This is a genomic window from Streptomyces sp. EDA2-14, assembly GCF_054963755.1.
Genome location: NZ_JBUEGE010000004.1, coordinates 1 through 19,989 on the forward strand (window position 1 = coordinate 1; position 19,989 = coordinate 19,989).

General features: G+C 69.4%; 17 protein-coding genes and 1 riboswitch. Of the genes, 13 read left to right on the plus strand and 4 right to left on the minus strand.

All coding sequences use genetic code 11. The annotated features are described in order from the left end of the window. Positions 1–142: 142 nt before the first annotated feature. The 10 genes from ACY34M_RS12900 (at position 143) to ACY34M_RS12945 (ending at position 10,309) form a co-directional block, all read left to right on the plus strand. On the plus strand, positions 143–751 hold the full coding sequence (locus tag ACY34M_RS12900) for a CDP-alcohol phosphatidyltransferase family protein (RefSeq protein ID WP_462717735.1): 609 nt from the start codon (positions 143–145) through the stop codon (positions 749–751). Between the two features lie 112 nt (positions 752–863). Further along, positions 864–3,359 (plus strand): sugar phosphate nucleotidyltransferase, encoded by a 2,496-nt coding sequence (locus ACY34M_RS12905; RefSeq protein ID WP_462717736.1) that lies wholly within the window; start codon positions 864–866, stop codon positions 3,357–3,359. Between the two features lie 88 nt (positions 3,360–3,447). Next, positions 3,448–4,353 (plus strand): DUF881 domain-containing protein, encoded by a 906-nt coding sequence (locus ACY34M_RS12910; protein ID WP_462717737.1) that lies wholly within the window; start codon positions 3,448–3,450, stop codon positions 4,351–4,353. After that, entirely contained in the window at positions 4,350–4,682 is a 333-nt protein-coding gene (locus ACY34M_RS12915) for a small basic family protein (protein WP_266722032.1), read from the plus strand. Before ACY34M_RS12910 ends, ACY34M_RS12915 begins: the two co-directional genes overlap by 4 nt. Before the next feature lie 5 nt (positions 4,683–4,687). Beyond that, a complete protein-coding gene (locus ACY34M_RS12920) occupies positions 4,688–5,668 on the plus strand; it encodes a DUF881 domain-containing protein (protein WP_462717738.1) in 981 nt (326 codons plus the stop codon). Between the two features lie 82 nt (positions 5,669–5,750). Next, positions 5,751–6,701, plus strand: a complete 951-nt coding sequence (locus ACY34M_RS12925) for an FHA domain-containing protein (protein WP_462718229.1) — start codon at positions 5,751–5,753, stop codon at positions 6,699–6,701. 28 nt (positions 6,702–6,729) lie between these two features. Continuing rightward, on the plus strand, positions 6,730–7,455 hold the full coding sequence (ftsR, locus tag ACY34M_RS12930) for a transcriptional regulator FtsR (protein WP_462717739.1): 726 nt from the start codon (positions 6,730–6,732) through the stop codon (positions 7,453–7,455). An 86-nt stretch (positions 7,456–7,541) separates the two neighbouring features. After that, positions 7,542–8,015 (plus strand): bifunctional nuclease family protein, encoded by a 474-nt coding sequence (locus ACY34M_RS12935; protein WP_005475662.1) that lies wholly within the window; start codon positions 7,542–7,544, stop codon positions 8,013–8,015. 193 nt (positions 8,016–8,208) lie between these two features. Beyond that, the gene (locus ACY34M_RS12940; protein WP_462717740.1) at positions 8,209–8,829 is read left to right on the plus strand and encodes a MerR family transcriptional regulator; all 621 of its coding nucleotides are present in this window, start codon (positions 8,209–8,211) and stop codon (positions 8,827–8,829) included. Between the two features lie 46 nt (positions 8,830–8,875). After that, the gene (locus ACY34M_RS12945) at positions 8,876–10,309 is read left to right on the plus strand and encodes a DNA polymerase IV (protein WP_462717741.1); all 1,434 of its coding nucleotides are present in this window, start codon (positions 8,876–8,878) and stop codon (positions 10,307–10,309) included. On the opposite strand, the gene ACY34M_RS12950 is transcribed toward ACY34M_RS12945, so the two are convergent. Then, positions 10,252–10,626, minus strand: a complete 375-nt coding sequence (locus ACY34M_RS12950; protein WP_462717742.1) for a PRC-barrel domain-containing protein — start codon at positions 10,624–10,626, stop codon at positions 10,252–10,254. The two genes, ACY34M_RS12945 and ACY34M_RS12950, sit on opposite strands and share 58 nt — an antisense overlap. A 123-nt stretch (positions 10,627–10,749) precedes the next feature. Further along, positions 10,750–10,845, plus strand: a riboswitch (glycine riboswitch). A gap of 185 nt (positions 10,846–11,030) precedes the next feature. On the opposite strand from ACY34M_RS12950, the gene gcvP reads away from it, so the two are divergent. Beyond that, positions 11,031–13,916: an aminomethyl-transferring glycine dehydrogenase gene (gcvP, locus tag ACY34M_RS12955; protein ID WP_462717743.1), complete on the plus strand. Its 2,886-nt coding sequence runs from the start codon at positions 11,031–11,033 to the stop codon at positions 13,914–13,916. Between the two features lie 64 nt (positions 13,917–13,980). On the opposite strand, the gene ACY34M_RS12960 is transcribed toward gcvP, so the two are convergent. Then, positions 13,981–14,181 carry a DUF5999 family protein gene (locus ACY34M_RS12960; RefSeq protein WP_306322621.1) on the minus strand — a complete coding sequence of 67 codons (201 nt, stop codon included), beginning with the start codon at positions 14,179–14,181 and terminating at the stop codon, positions 13,981–13,983. A gap of 369 nt (positions 14,182–14,550) precedes the next feature. Beyond that, positions 14,551–15,165, minus strand: coding sequence for a hypothetical protein (locus tag ACY34M_RS12965; protein ID WP_462717744.1), 615 nt, complete (start codon positions 15,163–15,165; stop codon positions 14,551–14,553). A 535-nt stretch (positions 15,166–15,700) separates the two neighbouring features. Between ACY34M_RS12965 and ACY34M_RS12970 the strand changes: the two genes are divergently transcribed. Further along, positions 15,701–17,221, plus strand: a complete 1,521-nt coding sequence (locus tag ACY34M_RS12970) for a glutamate-cysteine ligase family protein (RefSeq protein ID WP_462717745.1) — start codon at positions 15,701–15,703, stop codon at positions 17,219–17,221. A gap of 11 nt (positions 17,222–17,232) precedes the next feature. Here ACY34M_RS12970 and ACY34M_RS12975 read toward each other — a convergent pair whose 3' ends face one another. Beyond that, positions 17,233–18,993, minus strand: coding sequence for a substrate-binding and VWA domain-containing protein (locus ACY34M_RS12975; protein ID WP_462717746.1), 1,761 nt, complete (start codon positions 18,991–18,993; stop codon positions 17,233–17,235). A gap of 210 nt (positions 18,994–19,203) precedes the next feature. On the opposite strand from ACY34M_RS12975, the gene ACY34M_RS12980 reads away from it, so the two are divergent. Continuing rightward, a complete protein-coding gene (locus ACY34M_RS12980) occupies positions 19,204–19,983 on the plus strand; it encodes a CPBP family intramembrane glutamic endopeptidase (protein WP_462717747.1) in 780 nt (259 codons plus the stop codon). Positions 19,984–19,989 lie beyond the last annotated feature (6 nt).

The window sequence follows — 19,989 nt, forward strand, 5'->3', positions numbered from 1 at the left end:
AGAAAGCCCCCGTGCTGCTGGCACGGGGGCTTTCTGCGTTTACAGCCCTTCAGCGTTACGGCGCCCCCCTCGCTCTCGTCGGTCGACACGGCGGGTAAAGTCAGGGGGCATCGTTGGTTCGTTCCCCACAGGAGGCCCCCGGGTGGAGGTCCAAGAGACCCGTGTTCAGACGAACAGGGTCCTCACCATCCCGAACATCCTCAGCATGGCGCGTCTCGTCGGCGTGCCCCTCTTCCTGTGGCTCATCCTGCGCCCTGAGTTCGGGGGCCCCAAGAGTGACGGCTGGGCGCTGCTCGTGCTGGCTCTCAGCGGCGTCAGCGACTATCTCGACGGGAAGCTCGCCCGGCGCTGGAATCAGATCAGCAGCCTCGGCCGGCTGCTCGACCCGGCCGCCGACCGGCTCTACATTTTGTCCACCTTGGTTGGTTTGACCTGGCGCGGCATTCTTCCCATTTGGTTGACCGCCGTACTTTTGGCGCGTGAACTGGTTCTCGTGGTGATGGTGGGGATCCTCAGGCGTCACGGCTATCCGCCGCCCCAGGTGAACTTCCTCGGCAAGGCCGCGACCTTCAACCTGATGTACGCGTTCCCCTTGCTGCTTCTCAGTGATGGAACGGGCTGGATCCACGAACTCGCTGCTATTTTCGGATGGGCGTTCGCTGGATGGGGTACGACGCTGTACTGGTGGGCAGGGATCCTCTACGTGGTTCAGGTCCGCCGGCTTGTCAGGGCGGACTCCACGGCCGATTGAGCTCGCCATTGCGCGTTGGCTGAGGCCAGATGGCTCGCCGTGACAACTGCGGGCCATTATTGACGGGCGAAGTCGGCTAGACAGTCGTCTCTTCAAGGAGGACGCTTCCGACATGAAGGCCGTCGTGATGGCCGGAGGCGAAGGCACCCGCCTTCGCCCCATGACCTCGAGTATGCCCAAGCCGCTGCTGCCCGTTGCCAATAGGCCGATCATGGAGCATGTGCTCAGGCTGCTCAAGCGGCATGGGCTCAGCGAGACCGTAGTCACCGTGCAGTTCTTGGCCTCCCTCGTCAAGAATTACTTCGGGGACGGCGAAGAGTTGGGTATGGAGCTCACCTATGCCAACGAGGAGAAGCCACTCGGCACTGCCGGCAGCGTCAAAAACGCTGAGGAAGCGCTGAAGGACGACTCTTTCCTTGTCATCTCGGGTGACGCCCTCACCGATTTCGACCTCACCGAGCTCATCGAATTCCACAAGGAGAAGGGTGCGCTCGTCACAGTCTGTCTGACGCGCGTGCCGAATCCGCTGGAATTCGGAATCACCATCGTTGACGAGGAAGGGAAGGTCGAGCGCTTCCTTGAGAAGCCGACCTGGGGGCAGGTCTTCTCGGACACGGTGAACACGGGCATCTATGTGATGGAGCCCGAAGTCTTCGACTACGTCGAGGCCGATGTCCCGGTGGACTGGTCCGGTGATGTCTTCCCGCAGCTGATGAAGGAAGGCAAGCCCGTCTACGGCTATGTGGCCGAGGGGTACTGGGAGGACGTCGGCACACACGAGAGCTATGTGAAGGCCCAGGCCGACGTCCTCGAGGGAAAGGTCGACGTCGAACTCGACGGGTTCGAGATCTCGCCCGGTGTGTGGGTCGCGGAAGGCGCCGAGGTGCACCCCGACGCCGTGCTGCGCGGACCGCTCTACATCGGCGACTACGCCAAGGTCGAGGCGGACGTGGAGATCCGCGAGCACACGGTCGTCGGCTCGAACGTCGTCGTGAAGAGCGGAGCCTTCCTGCACAAGGCCGTGGTGCACGACAACGTCTATATCGGGCGGCACTGCAATCTGCGGGGCTGCGTGGTCGGCAAGAACACCGACATCATGCGGGCCGCGCGGATCGAGGACGGCGCCGTCATTGGCGACGAGTGCCTCGTCGGTGAGGAATCGATCGTCCAGGGCAACGTGCGGGTCTACCCGTTCAAGACCGTCGAGGCCGGCGCCTTCGTCAATACGTCGGTGATCTGGGAGTCGCGCGGACAGGCCCATCTGTTCGGTGCGAGGGGCGTCTCCGGGATCCTGAACGTCGAGATCACGCCGGAGCTGGCCGTGCGGCTCGCGGGTGCGTACGCGACGACGCTGAAGAAGGGGTCGACCGTCACGACCGCGCGTGACCACTCCCGTGGTGCGCGTGCGCTCAAGCGGGCCGTCATCTCCGCGCTGCAGGCCAGCGCCATAGACGTACGGGACCTGGAGAACGTGCCGCTGCCCGTGGCGCGGCAGCAGACCGCGCGGGGCAGTGCCGGCGGGATCATGATCCGGACGACGCCGGGGGTGCCGGACTCCGTCGACATCATGTTCTTCGACGAGCGAGGGGCCGACCTTTCGCAGGGCAGCCAGCGGAAGCTGGACCGGGTCTACGCGCGGCAGGAGTACCGCAGGGCGTTCCCCGGCGAGATCGGTGACCTGCACTTCCCGTCGAGCGTCTTCGACTCGTACACGGGATCCCTGCTCCGGAACGTGGATACGACGGGTATCGCCGACGCCGGGCTGAAGGTCGTCGTCGACGCGTCGAACGGCAGTGCCGGGCTCGTGCTGCCCAGCCTTCTCGGGCGGCTCGGTGTCGACTCCTTGACGATCAACCCCGGACTCGACGAGTCGCGGCCCACCGAGACCGCGGATGCCCGTAGAGCAGGGCTCGTACGGCTCGGGGAGATCGTGGCCTCGGCGCGGGCGGCGTTCGGGGTGCGGTTCGACCCGGTCGGCGAGCGGCTTTCGCTGGTCGACGAGAAGGGGCGGATCGTCGAGGACGACCGGGCGTTGCTAGTCATGCTCGACCTGGTCGCCGCCGAGCGCAGGAGCGGGCGGGTCGCGCTGCCCGTGACCACGACCCGTATCGCCGAGCAGGTCGCCGCGTACCACGGGACGCAGGTCGAGTGGACGACCACGTCGCCCGACGATCTGACGCGCGTGGGGCGTGAGGACGGCACCATCTTCGGTGGTGACGGGCGCGCCGGATTCATCATTCCCGAGTTCAGCAGCGTGTTCGACGGGGCCGCGGCGTTCGTGCGGCTCATCGGGCTCGTCGCCCGTACGCAGTTGACGCTCAGCCAGATCGACGCGCGGATTCCGCGGGCGCATGTGCTCAAGCGGGACCTCGCGACGCCGTGGGCCGTCAAGGGTCTCGTCATGCGCCGTGTCGTGGAGGAGGCGGGCGAGCGGTCCGTGGACACGACCGACGGAGTGCGGGTCGTGGAGGCCGACGGACGTTGGGTCATGGTGCTGCCCGACCCGGCCGAGGCGGTCACCCACCTGTGGGCCGAAGGACCGGACGACGCCTCCGCCCAGCAACTGCTCGACGAGTGGTCGGCCGTGGTGGACAGCGCCGGCCGCTGACCCTGATCCCTGCTGCTCGACGACCATTTCGGTCGCCGAGCAGCAGGCCAGTGGGGCCGTTGGGTGGTAGGGGCCACGACGTGCGACGATGTGCGGCATGCCGCAGCAGCCCCCCAATCGGAGCACCCCAGAGCGCCCCTCGCGCCCCGACGCCTCCATGTCGCTGCTGACCAACGTCATGGATCACAGCCTTGACGACGGGTACGCGGAGGCCACCGCGCGCAAAAAGGCGCTGGGGCAGAGTGGTTTGCCGAAGACGCTGCGGGCGAAGCTGGGGCTCGCGGCGGGTCTGGTGCTCGCCGCCCTCGTGGTGACGGTGGGCGCGGCGCAGGCCCGCGTCACCGCGCCGGTGGTCGCCAAGGAGCGCGAGGAGCTCATCGACCGCATCGACCGGGAGACGGAGACCGCCGCCAATCTGGAGGAGCAGGTCGACTCGTTGCGCGGTCGCGTGGGGGAGATGCAGCGTGAGGCGCTGAAGAAGCACGGTGGCGAGCAGGGGGAGTTGGCGGGGGTGCTCTCGGGCGCCGTCGCCGTGCACGGACCCGGTGTGAAGCTCGTCGTCGACGACGCCAAGTCGGCCACCACGGGCGACGGCAGCGGTCCGCGCGAGAGCAACGGTTTCTCGGACACCGGCCGCGTACGCGACCGGGACATGCAGCGTGTCATGAACGGCCTCTGGCAGTCCGGTGCCGAGGCCATCAGTATCAACGGGCAGCGCCTCACGTCGCTGTCCGCGATCAGGGCCGCGGGTGACGCGATACTGGTCGACAACAAGCCGCTGGTGCCGCCGTACACGGTGCTCGCGGTGGGGGACGGTCAACGGCTGAGCACCCGGTTCCAGAACAGTCCCGACGGGCTCTACCTGCACGCGCTGCAGGAGAACTTCGGGGTCAGGACCAGTATTTCCGCTCAGGACGACATCGAGCTTCCCGCCGCACCCAGCGTGATCGTACGTACAGCACAGCCGAGAGCAGAGCAGAAGGGCACATCGTGATCGCCGTACTGGGCCTCGTCGTGGGAGTCGTGGTCGGTCTTTTCGTCCGGCCCGAGGTTCCGGCGGTCGTCGAGCCTTACCTTCCGATCGCCGTCGTCGCGGCGCTCGACGCGGTGTTCGGCGCGCTGCGCGCCATGCTGGACGGGATCTTCGACGACAAGGTGTTCGTCGTGTCGTTCCTGTCGAACGTGGTCGTGGCCGCGCTGATCGTCTTCCTGGGCGACAAGTTGGGCGTCGGAGCGCAGCTGTCGACCGGTGTCGTCGTGGTGCTCGGCATTCGCATCTTCTCCAACGCGGCCGCGATCCGGCGGCACGTGTTCCGGGCGTGAGGCCGATGACTCAGGACGAGAACGCAGAGTACGAAGAGGGCGCGGAGGGCGCGCCGAACCGCGAGGACGCGCGTAACGCGCAACCCGACGGCGAGCCCGAGCGGTTGCGCAAGAAGCTGCCCGCGGAACTGCCCGCCGAGGTGCCGACCGGGGACCGTACGGCGAAGGCGGAGCAGCAGGAGGAGCCGGAACCCGAAGCGGAGGTGCCCGAGCCCGAGTCGGCCGGCGCCGGAACGGGTACGGACGTCACGGAGCCCGAACTGACCGGGCGGCAGCGACTCGTGAAGGGTCTGTGGCCGCCGCGCGCGTCGCGTGCCCAACTCATCATGGCTGTGCTGCTCTTCGTACTGGGGCTCGGACTCGCCATCCAGGTGCGGTCCACCAGTGACAACAGCGCCCTGCGCGGGGCACGTCAGGAAGATCTCGTCCGCATTCTCGATGAACTGGACGATCGAACTCAGCGTCTTGAGGATGAGAAGCAAGGTCTCGAGGACCAGCGCACCGAGCTGGAGAGCAGTTCGGACCAGGCCAACGAGGCCCGCAAGCAGACCGCCGAGAAGCAGAAGCAGCTCGGCATTCTGGCGGGCACGACGGCCGCGCAGGGCCCCGGGATCACGATGACCGTCACCGACACGAAGGGGGCCGTGGAGGCGGACATGCTGCTCGACGCGGTCCAGGAGCTGCGCGCCGCCGGCGCGGAGGCGATCCAGGTGAACGACGTCCGCGTCGTGGCGAACACGTATCTGACGGACGGCAGTGGTGGGAAGGGGGTCAGTGTGGACGGGCACGAGATCAGTCGCCCCTACCGGTTCAAGGTCATCGGCAAGCCGCAGGACCTGGAGCCGGCCCTGAACATCCCCGGAGGTGTCGTGCAGACGCTGGAGAAGGAGCAGGCCACGGTGGATGTGAGCCGCTCGAGCAAGATCATTGTTAGTGCCTTGCGGTCCGCGCAACGGCCTGATTACGCTCGGTCGTCCTCCGAGTGAGCAGCCGGTGCATGGTGAATACCGTGCGAGGGCATGAGGTTGCGGGGGGTCGCCGCAGCAAGGGTGGTGTGCGTGGTGGAAACTGTTTGGCGGATACGGACGTTGTGAGGGTGTCCGTGTCAGTGATGTACGCGATGTACGCCGATGTGTGCAGTCAGGGTTCGTCCTGCCCCACGGGCGGGTCTGTTTCGGTCAAGGGGAATCGCCCGTGAAGTTGTTTGCGAAGTTGTTCGGCAAGAGTGCACGTGAGGACAACCGTCATCGTGCGCCGCGGCAAGGAGACGTGCCGGAGACCCAGGTGGGTGAGCGCCCCCTGTTCCGGGACCAGGTCGCCGGAGACAATTCGGGCGGACAGGGCGCGTCGTCTGTTGACCCTGCCGGTTCCGGCCGCATAGGTTTCGGAGAACCGTCAACCTCAAGTACGGGTGGAGGGTTGACCCCCGACCCGTACGCGTCCCACGCCCCCGCGGGGCAGCCGCGGCAGGAGGATCCGTCCATGTCGGCCCTGGTGTGTACGAGGTGCGGAAACCGGAACGCGGAGAACAGCCGGTTCTGCTCCAACTGCGGTGCGCCGCTGCGTGGCGGTGCGGCGCCGGAGGGGCCGTCCGAGACGACGTCCACGATCTCCATCTCCGGCCTCGAGTCCTACGACCCGGAGGCGACGGGCCAGACCCAGCTTCCGGCCCTCTCGCCCGAGGCGCAGGCGGCGGTCGACGCGCTGCCGCAGGGCTCGGCGCTCCTCGTGGTGCGCCGCGGTCCCAACTCGGGCAGCCGCTTCCTCCTGGACGGCGATCTGACCACCGCGGGGCGCCACCCGCAGAGCGACATCTTCCTGGACGACGTGACCGTGTCGCGCCGCCACGTGGAGTTCCGTCGCCTGCAGGACGGCTCGTTCACCGTCGCCGACGTCGGCAGCCTCAACGGCACGTATGTGAACCGTGAGCGCATCGACTCGGTGACGCTGAACAACGGGGACGAGGTGCAGATCGGCAAGTACCGGCTGGTGTTCTACGCGAGCCAGGGCGGTATCTGACCCATCCGCGACCCTTTCAGGAAGGTCCATGCTGCACACGACGAGTGGCGGTGCCCCCGGTGGCACCGCCACCACGGACAGTCGGCTGATGAGCATCGGCACCGTACTGAACGTGCTCCGAGAAGAGTTTCCCGAAGTCACCATCTCCAAGATCCGGTTTCTGGAATCGGAGGGCCTCGTCGAGCCTCGGCGGACGCCCTCGGGCTACCGGAAGTTCGGCCCGGACGACCTGGAGCGGCTGGCCCACGTGCTGCGCATGCAGCGCGACCACTACCTGCCGCTGAAGGTCATCAAGGAGCAGCTCGACGCCCTTGAGCCGGGTGAGGTGCTCTCTCTGCCCGCGCCCGGTCGCCCCGGCGACGAGGACGGCGCCGAGGTGCCGACGGCCGCCCGGGTCGGCCGGGACGAATTGCTGGCCGCCGTCGGTGTCGAGGAGCAGGAGCTCGACGAATGGGAGTCGTACGGGCTCCTCACCCCCCTGCCCGACGGTGGCTACGACGCCTCCGCCGTGTTGGTCGCCGAGCTGATCGGCGAACTGGCCCGGTTCGGGATCGGACCGCGGCACCTGCGGGTCATGCGGGCCGCCGCGGACCGGGAGGCGGGCCTGGTGGACCAGGTCGTCGCGCCGCTGAAGGTGCACCGCAACCCGCAGACGCGGGCCCACGCCGAGGCCCGCGCGAAGGAGCTGGCCGGCCTCACCGTGAAGCTGCATTCGGCACTTGTACAGACCGCGCTCGGGGTGCGTCTGCCCTGATCGCGGGCGTGGGTGAGCGCCGACGGCCCGGTCCTCGGCGGATGCCCGACTACCCAAACCGGCCGGGCACGTCCTAGGGTTGCTGTGTGAACGAGCTCGACGTCGTAGGTGTCCGGGTCGAAATGCCCTCCAACCAGCCGATCGTGCTCCTGCGTGAAGTGGGAGGCGACCGGTACCTCCCCATCTGGATCGGACCGGGGGAGGCGACCGCGATCGCCTTCGCCCAGCAGGGCATGGCGCCCGCGCGTCCGCTGACGCACGACCTTTTCAAGGACGTCCTTGAAGCGGTCGGCCAGGAGCTCACGGAAGTGCGCATCACGGACCTGCGCGAAGGCGTCTTCTACGCGGAACTGGTGTTCGCCAGTGGCGTCGAGGTCAGCGCCCGCCCGTCCGACGCCATAGCCCTGGCGCTGCGCACCGGCACGCCGATCTTCGGCAGTGACGGGGTGCTGGACGATGCGGGGATCGCGATCCCCGACGAGCAGGAGGACGAGGTGGAGAAGTTCCGCGAGTTCCTCGACCAGATCTCTCCCGAGGACTTCGGGACCAACAGTCAGTGACCGTGCGGCCGACGGCCGGGCTCCGGCCGTCGAGCGGCGGCACCCTCAAGACATTCGGCTAGCCTTTCCCCGCGGTGGGTCACGGGAAACCACTCTTAGGGTGATTATCACTCGGCGTGCCTAGTGTGGCGTTCGTTGACGCACCCCCTGTGACTGCCTACCGTCGACGAGGCAGGTCAAAGAGGAGGTCGGCGTGAGAAGCAGCGGCGACGGTACGGCGACGGGCGGTCCGTACCTGTTTCACGGCAGCGCGGCCGATCACACTCCGCAGCGCCCGCAGGCCGTGCCTGTGGTGGCGGGGGACAATCGCGCTGCCGCATCACAACAGCTGGGGTACCGGGGGCCGACGGCATGCGCGGCGGCCGGGATCACCTATCGACAGCTCGACTACTGGGCCAGGACCGGCCTGGTCGAACCCAGTGTGCGATCCGCGTACGGATCGGGCACGCAGCGGCTCTACAGCTTCCGGGACGTCGTCGTCCTCAAGGTCGTCAAGCGGTTCCTGGACACGGGCGTCTCGTTGCAGAACATCCGGACTGCGGTGCAGCACCTGCGCGAGAGCGGCTTCCGGGACCTGGAGCGGATGACGCTGATGAGCGACGGCGCGACGGTGTACGAGTGCACGTCGCCCGACGAGGTGCACGATCTGCTCCAGGGCGGCCAGGGGGTCTTCGGGATCGCCGTGGGCGTGGTCTGGCGCGACGTGGAGGCGGCGCTCTCGCAGCTGCACGGCGAGCGCGTGGACACCGGCGAGACGGTCGTGCCGCCGAACCCGACGGACGAGCTCGCGAGGCGGCGCAACCGGGCCGTGTGAGGGGCGTACGGCCGCGTTGTCAGTGGCGTAGGGCAGCATCGGAGATGTGAGAACCGCGCCCACGATCCTGCATCTCGACATGGATGCCTTCTACGCCTCTGCGGAGCAGGCGGCGAAGCCGAGCCTGCGCGGGAAAGCGGTCGTCGTGGGCGGGCTCGGTCCCCGTGGTGTCGTGGCCACGGCGTCGTACGAGGCGCGGAAGTTCGGGGTCCATTCGGCGATGCCGATGGGGCAGGCGCGCAGGCTCGCGCCTCATGCGGCGTATCTGGTGCCGCGCTTCCGGCTCTACCGGGCGATCAGCGAGCAGGTGATGGGGCTCCTGGGGGCTCTGTCGCCGCTTGTGGAGCCCCTGAGCCTCGATGAGGCGTTCGTCGATCTGGAGGCCGGTGAGGCGGCCAGGGACGCCGATACCGCCGAGGCGGTGGGACGGCGGCTGCGGGCCGACATCCGGCGCGTCACCGGGCTGACCGGCTCCGTGGGGCTCGCCGCGTCCAAGATGCTCGCCAAGATCGCCTCGGAGGAGGCCAAGCCGGACGGCCTCGTGCTCATACGCCCCGGCACCGAGCGCGAGCTGCTCGGGCCGCAGTCCGTGCGGATCCTGCCCGGTGTCGGGCCCGCGACCGGGGACCATCTGCGGCGGGCCGGGATCCTCACGGTGGAGGAGATCGCGGAGGCCGGAGAGGACGAGCTGGTGCGCCTCCTCGGCAAGGCGCACGGCAGCCACCTGTACGAGATGGCGCTGGCGCGCGACGAGCGGCCCGTCGTCGCCGAGCGGGATTCCAAGTCGGTGTCGGTCGAGGACACGTACGACGTGGACATCCACGACCGGGTGCGGGTCCGCATGGAGGTGCGCAGGCTCGCCGACCGGTGCGTGGAGCGGCTGAGAGCCGCCGAGCGCTCGGGGCGGACCGTGGTGCTCAAGGTGCGGCGCTACGACTTCTCGACGCTCACCCGCTCCGAGACGCTGCGGGGGCCGACGGACGATCCGGGTGTGGTGCGGGAGGCCGCGGCGCGGCTGCTGGAGAGCGTGGACACGACTGGCGGGGTGCGGCTGCTGGGCGTCGGCGTCAGCGGGCTCGCCGACTTCACGCAGGAGGACCTGTTCGCGCAGTTCGCCGCCGCGGAGGAGGAGGCTGCCGCCGCCGGGGAGCCGGAGGGGGACGCGGCCCCGGCCGAGCCCGTGGAGGCCGCGGAGCCCGCGGACGGGCCCGAGGAGCGGCGCTGGCTCGCCGGGCACGATGTGCGGCATGCCGAGTTCGGGCCCGGCTGGGTCCAGGGGAGCGGGCTCGGGCGGGTGACCGTGCGCTTCGAGACGCCGTACGCGAAGGTGCCCGGGCGGGTGCGGACGTTCCGGGTCGAGGATCCGGAGCTGGCGCCGGCCGAGCCGTTGCCCCTGGTGGAGGGGGTCGAGGAGGCCGCGGATCAGGTCGGGTCGTCCTCCACGCCCGCCACCTTGCCGAAGGTGACGTCGGGGGACTGAGGAGCCGTGAGGTCCAGACCGTAGTGGTGGTAGAGCTGGAGCTCCTGCTCGGGGGAGAGGTGGCGGCCCACGCCGAAGTCGGGGGCGTCCTTGATCAGGGAGCGCTCGAAGGGGACGTGCAGCGTGCCGTCCACGAGTTCGCTGGGCTCCAGGGGGACGAACGCGTCGCGGCTGAACAGGCCGGTGCGTATCGCCGCCCACTCCGGCACGCCCGTGGCGTCGTCCAGGTACACCTCGTCGATGGTGCCGACCTTGGCCCCGTTGCGGTCGAAGGCCTTGCGGCCGATCAGATTGCGCGGATCGACATCGGTCTGCACGGGCCCTCCAACTGATCGCGACGATCGCAACTGCTCTGTAAGCACTACGAAAGAGCACATTGCGGAAGGCGGCCACTCGAGGGCTTGGGTCAAGTAGCCGCTGGTAGGCTGGCAGATGGCTGTTGACCCCGTGCGGGAGAGTCCACCGGCAGTTGTCGGGGGCGCCGAAGGAGCAAATCCTCCCCGGAATCTCTCAGGCCCCTGTACCGCACGGACGAGGTCACTCTGGAAAGCAGGGCGGGGTGCACGGTTTCCGCTCTCACCGACGGTGCAAGCCGGTGTGTTCCGTGTTCTCGCGGGGTGGGCCGGTGAAGCTCTCAGGTTGAGATGACAGAGGGGGAGGCCGTCCGGGTACCCGCGCCGTGGTGCCCCTCGTAGGTCGCAATGACCAGGAGGCCTCCGCAATGACCGCCAACCGTATTCCGCTCTCCCAGTTGGAGCGAGGAATCCCCTTCGAGCAGCGCCACATCGGTCCCGACGACGCCGCTCAGGCCAAGATGCTCGCGCAGGTCGGCTACGGCTCGCTGGACGAGCTGACCGCGGCCGCGGTGCCCGATGTGATCAAGAGCGCCGAGGCGCTCGACCTTCCTGAGGCCCGCAGCGAGGCCGAGGTGCTCGCCGAGCTGAAGTCGCTCGCCGAGCGCAACCAGGTGCTCGGCTCGATGATCGGCCTCGGCTACTACGGCACGTTCACGCCGCCCGTCATCCTGCGCAACGTGATGGAGAACCCGTCCTGGTACACGGCGTACACGCCCTACCAGCCGGAGATCTCGCAGGGTCGCCTCGAGGCGCTGCTCAATTTCCAGACCATGGTCGCCGAGCTGACCGGACTGCCCACCTCGGGCTCCTCGCTGCTCGACGAGGGCACGGCCGCCGCGGAGGCGATGGCCCTCTCGCGCCGCGTCGGAAAGGTCAAGAACGGCGTGTACGTCGTCGACGCCGACGCCCTGCCGCAGACCATCGCCGTCATCGAGACGCGCGCCGAGCCGACCGGCGTCGAGATCGTCGTCACCGACCTGAGCGAGGGCATCCCCGCCGAGGTCGCCGAGCGCGGTGTCGTGGGCGTGCTCGTGCAGTACCCCGGCGCCTCGGGCGCCGTGCGGGACATCAAGCCCGTGATCGACCAGGCGCACGAGCTGGGCGCCGTCGTGACCGTCGCCGCTGATCTTCTTGCTCTTACGCTGCTGACCTCGCCCGGCGAGCTGGGCGCGGACATCGCCGTCGGTACGACCCAGCGCTTCGGTGTCCCGATGGGCTTCGGCGGTCCGCACGCCGGATACATGGCCGTACGCGAGAAGTTCGCGCGCTCCCTGCCGGGCCGCCTGGTCGGTGTGTCCGTCGACGCCGACGGCAACAAGGCGTACCGCCTCGCCCTCCAGACGCGTGAGCAGCACATCCGCCGCGAGAAGGCGACCAGCAACATCTGCACCGCGCAGGTGCTGCTCGCCGTCATGGCCGGCATGTACGCCGTGTACCACGGGCCCGAGGGCCTCAAGTCCATCGCGCGGCGCACCCACCGCTACGCCACCGTGCTCGCTGCCGGGCTGACGGCGGGCGGCGTCGAGGTCGTGCACGGCGCGTACTTCGACACCCTCACCGTGCGGGTGCCGGGCAAGGCCGCCGAGGCCGTCTCCGCCGCGCGCGAGGGCGGCGTCAACCTGCACCTCGTCGACGCCGACCACGTCTCCATCGCCTGCGACGAGACCACCACGCGGGACCAGCTGGGCGCCGTGTGGACCGCGTTCGGCGTCGAGGCCGACATCGAGGCGCTGGACGCCGAGGTCGCGGACACGCTGCCGGGCGGGCTGCTGCGCGAGGACGACTACCTCGCGCACCCCGTCTTCCACCAGTACCGCTCCGAGACCGCGATGCTGCGCTACCTGCGCAGGCTCGCCGACCGCGACTACGCGCTCGACCGCGGCATGATCCCGCTGGGCTCCTGCACGATGAAGCTCAACGCGACGACGGAGATGGAGCCGGTCACCTGGCCCGAGTTCGGCCAGCTGCACCCCTTCGTCCCGGCCGAGCAGGCGCAGGGCTACCTGACGCTCATCCGTGAGCTGGAGGAGCGGCTCGCCGAGGTCACCGGCTACGACAAGGTGTCGCTCCAGCCGAACGCCGGTTCGCAGGGCGAGCTCGCCGGTCTGCTCGCGGTCCGCGGTTACCACCGGGCCAACGGGGACGAGCAGCGCACCGTCTGCCTCATCCCGTCCTCCGCGCACGGCACGAACGCCGCGAGCGCTGTGATGGCCGGCATGAAGGTCGTCGTCGTGAAGACGGCCGACGACGGCGAGGTCGACGTCGAGGACCTCCGCGCCAAGATCGAGCAGTACGCCGAGCAGCTCGCCGTCCTGATGATCACGTACCCGTCGACGCACGGCGTCTTCGAGGAGCACGTCGCCGACATCTGCGCCGCCGTGCACGACGCCGGCGGCCAGGTCTACGTCGACGGCGCCAACCTCAACGCGCTGGTGGGTCTCGCCAAGCCGGGCCGCTTCGGCGGCGACGTCTCGCACCTGAACCTGCACAAGACGTTCTGCATCCCGCACGGCGGCGGCGGTCCGGGCGTCGGCCCGGTCGGCGTGCGCGAGCACCTGGCGCCGTACCTGCCGAACCACCCGCTGCAGCCGGCCGCGGGCCCGGAGACGGGTGTCGGCCCGATCTCCGCCGCGCCGTGGGGCTCCGCCGGGATCCTGCCGATCTCGTGGGCGTACGTCCGTCTCATGGGCGGCGAGGGGCTGAAGCGGGCCACGCAGGTGGCCGTGCTCTCCGCGAACTACATCGCCAAGCGGCTCGAGCCGCACTTCCCGGTGCTCTACACCGGCCCGGCCGGTCTCGTCGCGCACGAGTGCATCGTCGACCTGCGGCCGCTCAGCAAGGCGACGGGCGTGAGCATCGACGATGTCGCCAAGCGGCTCATCGACTACGGGTTCCACGCTCCGACCATGTCGTTCCCGGTCGCCGGGACGTTCATGATCGAGCCCACCGAGAGCGAGGACATCGAGGAGCTCGACCGGTTCTGCGACGCGATGATCGCGATTCGCGGCGAGATCGAGCGGGTCGCCTCCGGCGAGTGGGCGGCCGACGACAACCCGCTGCGGAACGCTCCGCACACGGCCGGGATGCTCGGCGGCGAATGGGACCACGCGTACAGCCGGGAAGAAGGTGTCTTCCCGGCCGGAGTGGTCGCTTCGGAGAAGTACTGGCCGCCGGTGCGGCGCATCGACCAGGCGTTCGGTGACCGGAACCTGGTGTGTTCCTGCCCGCCGCTGGACGCCTACGAGGGCTGAGGTCCCCTCAGGACCTGTCGGGGACTGCGCGGCTTCTGGTCGCGCAGTCCCGCTCGGCGGACCTCTAGGCCGCCGTCACCACCCTGCCCAGTGGGCGGTGCGGGGCGATGATCGTGCCGTTGGGCAGCAGCTCGCCGGTGTCCTCGAAGAGCAGGACCCCGTTGCAGAGGAGGCTCCACCCCTGCTCCGGGTGGTGAGCCACAGGGAGTGCTGCTTCCCTGTCCTCGGATTCCGCTGTCGGGCAAGGTGGCTGGTGCTGGCACATGGATGGGATCTTTCGCTGCGTAGTTGTCTCGATGACATGGGCTGAGCTTGCTGTGCTGCTGGTACTCGCCGTGCTGGTGGTGCCGCGGCTTGAAGGCTTGTTCATGGCCGCCCCCCGTTTTCGTGAGTTCCGGAACCCAGTGTTGCCCTGCGGGCGTCAATCCGCAGGGATTTCGTTGCAGCGGTCCTTATGGGTTGGAGACGCATCACCCGTGCGGACGGTTCAGTCCAACTCGACTCTCCCATCGGGTGGTTAGGGGTGGTCAGTAAGGACTAGCCCGCTCGTGCAGGGCTGTGCCCCGCGACCGGACGGCGGACGGTGCGGGGCACAGGCGGTTGCGACCGGGGCCGTCGGCGGACCCCGGCCGAGTCAGGCGAGCAGGCCGGCAGGGGCCGGCGTCGGGGCCGGTGTAGGTGTCGGGGCCGGGGTCAGGCGGTGCGTCAGGACCGGCAGCAGTTCGGCCACCCGGTGCGGGCGGTACGGGGCGATGCCGGGCGGGGCGGGTGCCAGCGGTACGAGGATGTCGTCGGCCGCCGGGTGGCCGCTCGCCGGGTCGGCGGTGCGGTCGCCGTGCAGCCACAGGGTGAGCATGTACAGCTCGGGAACCGAGAGCAGTCGCGGCTGGTAGGCCAGGGGCAGCGACTCGGTCTGACGCAGGGCCCGTTCGGTGGACTTGATGTAAGGGCCCTCGAAGAAGTGCGAGAAGGCCCAGCCGTCCGGCGTGAGCCGGGTGTCGGCCGCCGCCACCGCGCGCTCACCGCAGCGGATCAGGAAGCGCCAGCCGGTCAGGCGGGCCCTGGAAGGCCCCGTGGTCTCGGTGATGTGGTCGAGGACGTGGAGGGGCAGCGGGAGTTCGGGGGTGGCGGGTCCCTGGGCGGCGCGCAGGGACGGGGTACGGGCCTCGCGGACGGCGGTGGGGGAGCCGAGGGCCGTGAGGACGCTGCGCAGGGCGGGCGCGGGAGCCGGTGGGACGTGCAGCGGCATGGTGGGTCGCCTCTCATTTGACAGGCACGTGATGCGAGGGCGGTGCGGGACGAGCGGACGGCGCTGTCTGCTGCGGATGCACGGGGGTACACGGGTCAGAGAGGGCGGGGGTCCGCTCCGAACCCGGGCTGCGGGCGCCAACTCTCTGTCTCGTCAGCGGAGTTTATACGACATGTGTTCACAGATTGTTTCGGCTAGCACGCCGCACGGATTTCACAAGGTGCTATTCGGGCACGGTTCCCGTGGGGTTTTGTGGGTATTCCCCCCACTTCCGCCGGGGCGGCCGTGCGTGACCTCGACATCTTGTCGTCAAGCGGTCGGCCTGTTCTAGTCGGCGTTTTTACCAGGGGCGCGGCGATCGAATCTGCGGTTGGCCGCATGCCTAAGGAATGTGCCCGTGGGTAACCCCTTGAAGAGTACTGCTCCGTGGTCACACGCGGGGCGTTACCGATCACATTGCCGGGGCATCATCCACCGTGACACGCGGCCGGGGGCGGAGCGCTGCCGGGTCGCCCGTGCGAGGAGGGACGCTTCCATGGGGGAGAAGGTCGTGGCCGAGGCGGACGGCCTCGCCGATCCGCGACGCTATCGGGAGAAGCTCAAGGAGTGCCTGGAGGGACTCGGGCGACTGCTGAACGAGAAGCGTTTCGATCGTCCGCAGAATCTCATGGGGCTGGAGATAGAACTGAATCTCGCCGGGCCCGACGGGCTGCCGAGAATGATGAATGCGGAAGTACTCGAGCGCATCGCGAGCCGTGATTTCCAGACCGAACTCGCGATGTTCAATCTCGAAGTGAACATCGCGCCGCACCGGCTCGGCGACCGCGTTCTCGATCAGCTCGCCGAGGAACTGCGCACCGGTCTCGGATATGCGGACAGGAAGGCGAACGAGGTCGACGCCGGCATCGTGATGATCGGTATTCTGCCGACGCTGAGCGCGGCGGACCTGGTCTCCGCGAACCTGTCGGACGTCGACCGCTACACCCTGCTCAACGACCGGATCACGGCCGCGAGAGGCGAGGACTTCGTGCTCGACATCGCCGGTGTGGAGCGGTTGACCTGCACGTCCTCCTCAATAGCACCCGAAGCCGCCTGTACGTCCGTGCAGTTGCACCTCCAGGTGACACCGGGCCGCTTCGCCGATGTGTGGAACGCGGCGCAGGCGGTGGCCGCCGCGCAGATCGCGCTCGGCGCCAACTCGCCCTTCCTGTTCGGCCGCGAGCTGTGGCGCGAGTCGCGGCCTCCGCTGTTCCAGCAGTCCACCGACACCCGGCCGCCGGAGCTCGCGGCGCAGGGCGTGCGGCCGCGCACCTGGTTCGGGGAGCGCTGGATCGATTCCGCGTACGACCTCTTCGAGGAGAACCTGCGGTACTTCCCGCCGCTGCTTCCGATCCTCGACGACGAGCGGCCGCTCGACGTCATCGCCAAGGGCGACGCCCCGAGCCTCGCGGAACTGGTCCTGCACAACGGCACCGTGTACCGCTGGAACCGTCCCGTGTACGGCATCGCGGACGGTGCCCCGCACCTGCGCGTGGAGAACCGGGTGCTGCCCGCGGGCCCCACCGTCGTCGACGTCATCGCCAACACCGCGTTCTACTACGGCGTCGTGCGGGCCCTGGCCGAGGAGTCCCGGCCGGTGTGGTCGCGGCTCCCCTTCGACGCCGCCGCCCGCAACTTCGACGCCGCCTGCCGGTACGGCATCGACGCGCGCCTGGAGTGGCCGCGCAGGGGCCGGTTCGGCGGCCTGGAGCGGCTGCCGGCCGTCGACCTCGTACGGGACGAGCTGCTGCCGCTCGCGGCGGCCGGACTCGACGCGTGGGGCGTGGCGCCGGCCGACCGGGACCTGTACCTCGGGGTGATCGAGGAGCGGTGCCGGCTGCGGATGAACGGTGCGGCGTGGCAGTCGGCGACGTATCACCGGGCCCTGGAGAGCGGGCTTGCGCGGGATGCGGCGCTCGCGGCGACGACGCGCCGGTACTCCGAGCTGATGCATGGGGGCGAGCCGGTGCACAACTGGCCGGTCGGGCTGCCGGAGCCGGCGGTTCCGCTGGGCTGACGGCGACCGGCTCAGTTGCCCTTGGCGCCCGCCTCGATGATGGCCTTCAGGATGACCTGCTGGATGTCGGCCGGGTCGCTGACCTGGTGGCCCGAGCCGCCCGTCGCGTCGGCGACCTGCTCGACCTCCCGCTTGTCGGTGTCGGGACCCACCGCGATGACGATCAGCGGCACGGGACGCTCCGGGTCGGCGAGGTTCTCGAGCTTCTTGATGAGGTCCTCGCGGGAGATCGACGCCGTGTCCTCGTTCACGCCGTCCGTGACGACCACCACGGCGTTGAACCGGCCGCTCTTGTACGAGGACGTGGCCTCCTTGTAGGCCGCGAGCGTGGTGTCGTACAGGCCCGTCGCCCCGCCGGGCACCGGTTGCAGTGCGGTGAACGCGGCTGACAGGCGGTCGCGCTGGGTGCCGGAGCCGACATGGTCGCCGAGGCGCTCGGTCGGCACGAGCTTCTTGTAGTCGCGGTCCCCGTCGAGGACCGTGGCGAACTCCCACAGGCCGATCTCGTCCTCCGGCGTGAACGTCGAGAGCGCCGCCAGCATCGACGCCTTCGTGACCTCCATGCGGGACTCGCCGCGGGTCGGCACGGTGTTCCCCATCGACGCCGACGCGTCCACGACCGTGGTGATGCGGGCGCTCTGCACCGTGATCGTCCACATGCCGAGGGTCTCTTCGAGCTGCTCCTGTGTGGGCGCCTTGGCCGCCACGCGCGCGTACGGCTGCGGGGAGCGGCCGCCGGCCCGCGAGACGACCGTCCGGGTGGACCGGTCGTTGTCCGTGCGGAAACCGTGCTTCTTCAGGATCGAGCGGCCCTCGGGGGCGCCCAGGAGCGTCATGAGGCGGACCGCCGCCCGGCTCTCGTCGGTGCTCAGCCCGTCCTCGCCGACCAGCGCGAACGGGTAGTCGAGGACGGGCGAGCCGTCCTTCGGGTAGAAGAGGTCGAGCGAACCCGCATCACCCACCTCCTTGTTGTGCGCGTAGGCGGCCTGCTCCGACAGGATCAGCGCCTCGTTGCGCCGCGGGTTGCCCTGCTCGGTGCCGGAGCTGTCGCGCGGCACGGTGTCCATGAGCTGCGCGTCGCTGTCCGACGTGCGCTGTGAGAGGGCCTTCGCCATCGACGCGGCCCGGGTGCCGTCCCCCTTGGAGGTGGCCGCCAGCTTGGTGAGCGCGAGCAGTCCGCCGGCGCTGCGGGCCGGGTCCGTGGCGCCCAGGCGCAGCTTGTCGTCCCGCAGGGCGGCGCCCGTGAGCTGGGCCCACGTGTATGTCTTGCGCGGCCAGCCGAACGACTTCGCGGCCGAGGGCACCATGCCCACGCCGATCGGCGACGAGGCGACGTTGCCCGCCGGTGTGACCTGGGTGGCGCCGGTGTCCGACGCGACCCGCTGCACCCAGACGTCCGAGTCCGGCACCCAGACCTGGAAGTCCGCCGCGCCCTTGCCCGCGCGCAGGGTGTCGGCCACCTTGTACGCGTCGCGTGCGGTGACGGCGACGTCCAGGCAGTTGCCGTCGGAGGTGAGCCGCTCCTTGCGGGCGTGCTCCGCCGCCTCGCGCAGTGCCGGGGCCATGTCGGGGGAGGCGACCACGTCGAGGTGGACCTCGTTCTCGCAACCACCGCCGAGGCCGATCAGGTCCGGGCGCAGCGCCACGGCCGTACCCGCCGCGGCCAGGACGACGAGGGCGGTCGCGAGGGCCACGGTGCGGCGGCGCGGGTGCCGACGGGGTGCGGCGTCGGCCGTCCCGTACTCGTCGGGCATGCTGCTGTGACGTCCCATGGCGGTGGAGCCCCTCCCTGAGCCACAAAGGCAGTTGCGATATAAGCGGTGGAGCGGGGAGGGGAGCGGTGCGCCGAATTGCGTCGCTTCGGCCCCCTCGGCCTGTCGCACGCGATCTTCGTACCTGCATTCGAGACCCTAGCGGGACGGTGTGACGGAAGTGGCGGGATTGGTCAACTGGAGGCAGGTGTGCAGGTGGAGGCGGAACCGATGCCCGGTTCTTCTCCCGAAGGGCGGCTCTCACGGCGCTTTTTGCGGGACGAGACGCTGCTTGTTCTGGGGCTTTCGCTCGGTGCGAGCGGAGTGTCCGCGCTCATCAGCTTCGTCGGCTCTGTCACGAAACCGGGTGGCCTCAAGGACCAGGCGGCGACCCTCAACGCCTCGGCCGCGCCGGGCCGTCCGTGGCTCGATCTCGCCTGGCAGCTGTTCGGCATCGCGAGCGCGCTCGTGCCGGTCGCGCTCGTCGCGCACCTCCTGCTGAGGGAGGGCGAGGGGTTGCGCACGATCGGCTTCGACCGGAGGCGGCCGTGGTTCGACACGGGGCGCGGCGCCGCGGTCGCCGCCGTCATCGGCAGTACGGGGATCGCCTTCTACCTGGCCGCCCGCGGCCTCGGATTCAACCTCACGGTGGTGCCGGAGGCGCTGCCCGACGTGTGGTGGAAGTTCCCGGTGCTGATCCTCTCCGCGGTGCAGAACGCCGTGGTGGAGGAGGTCATCGTCGTCGGGTATCTGCTGCGCAGGCTCGGGCAGTTGGGGTGGTCGCCGGGGACGGCGCTCGTCGCGTCGTCCGTGCTGCGCGGCTCGTACCACCTGTACCAGGGCATCGGCGGATTCTTCGGGAACCTCGCGATGGGCGTCGTCTTCGTCTTCCTGTACCGGCGGTGGGGGCGGGTCGGGCCACTGGTGGTGGCCCACTCGCTCTTGGACATCGGGGCGTTCGTCGGATACGCGCTGCTCGCGGGGAAGGTGGGCTGGCTGCCCACCCCGTAGCCCGCG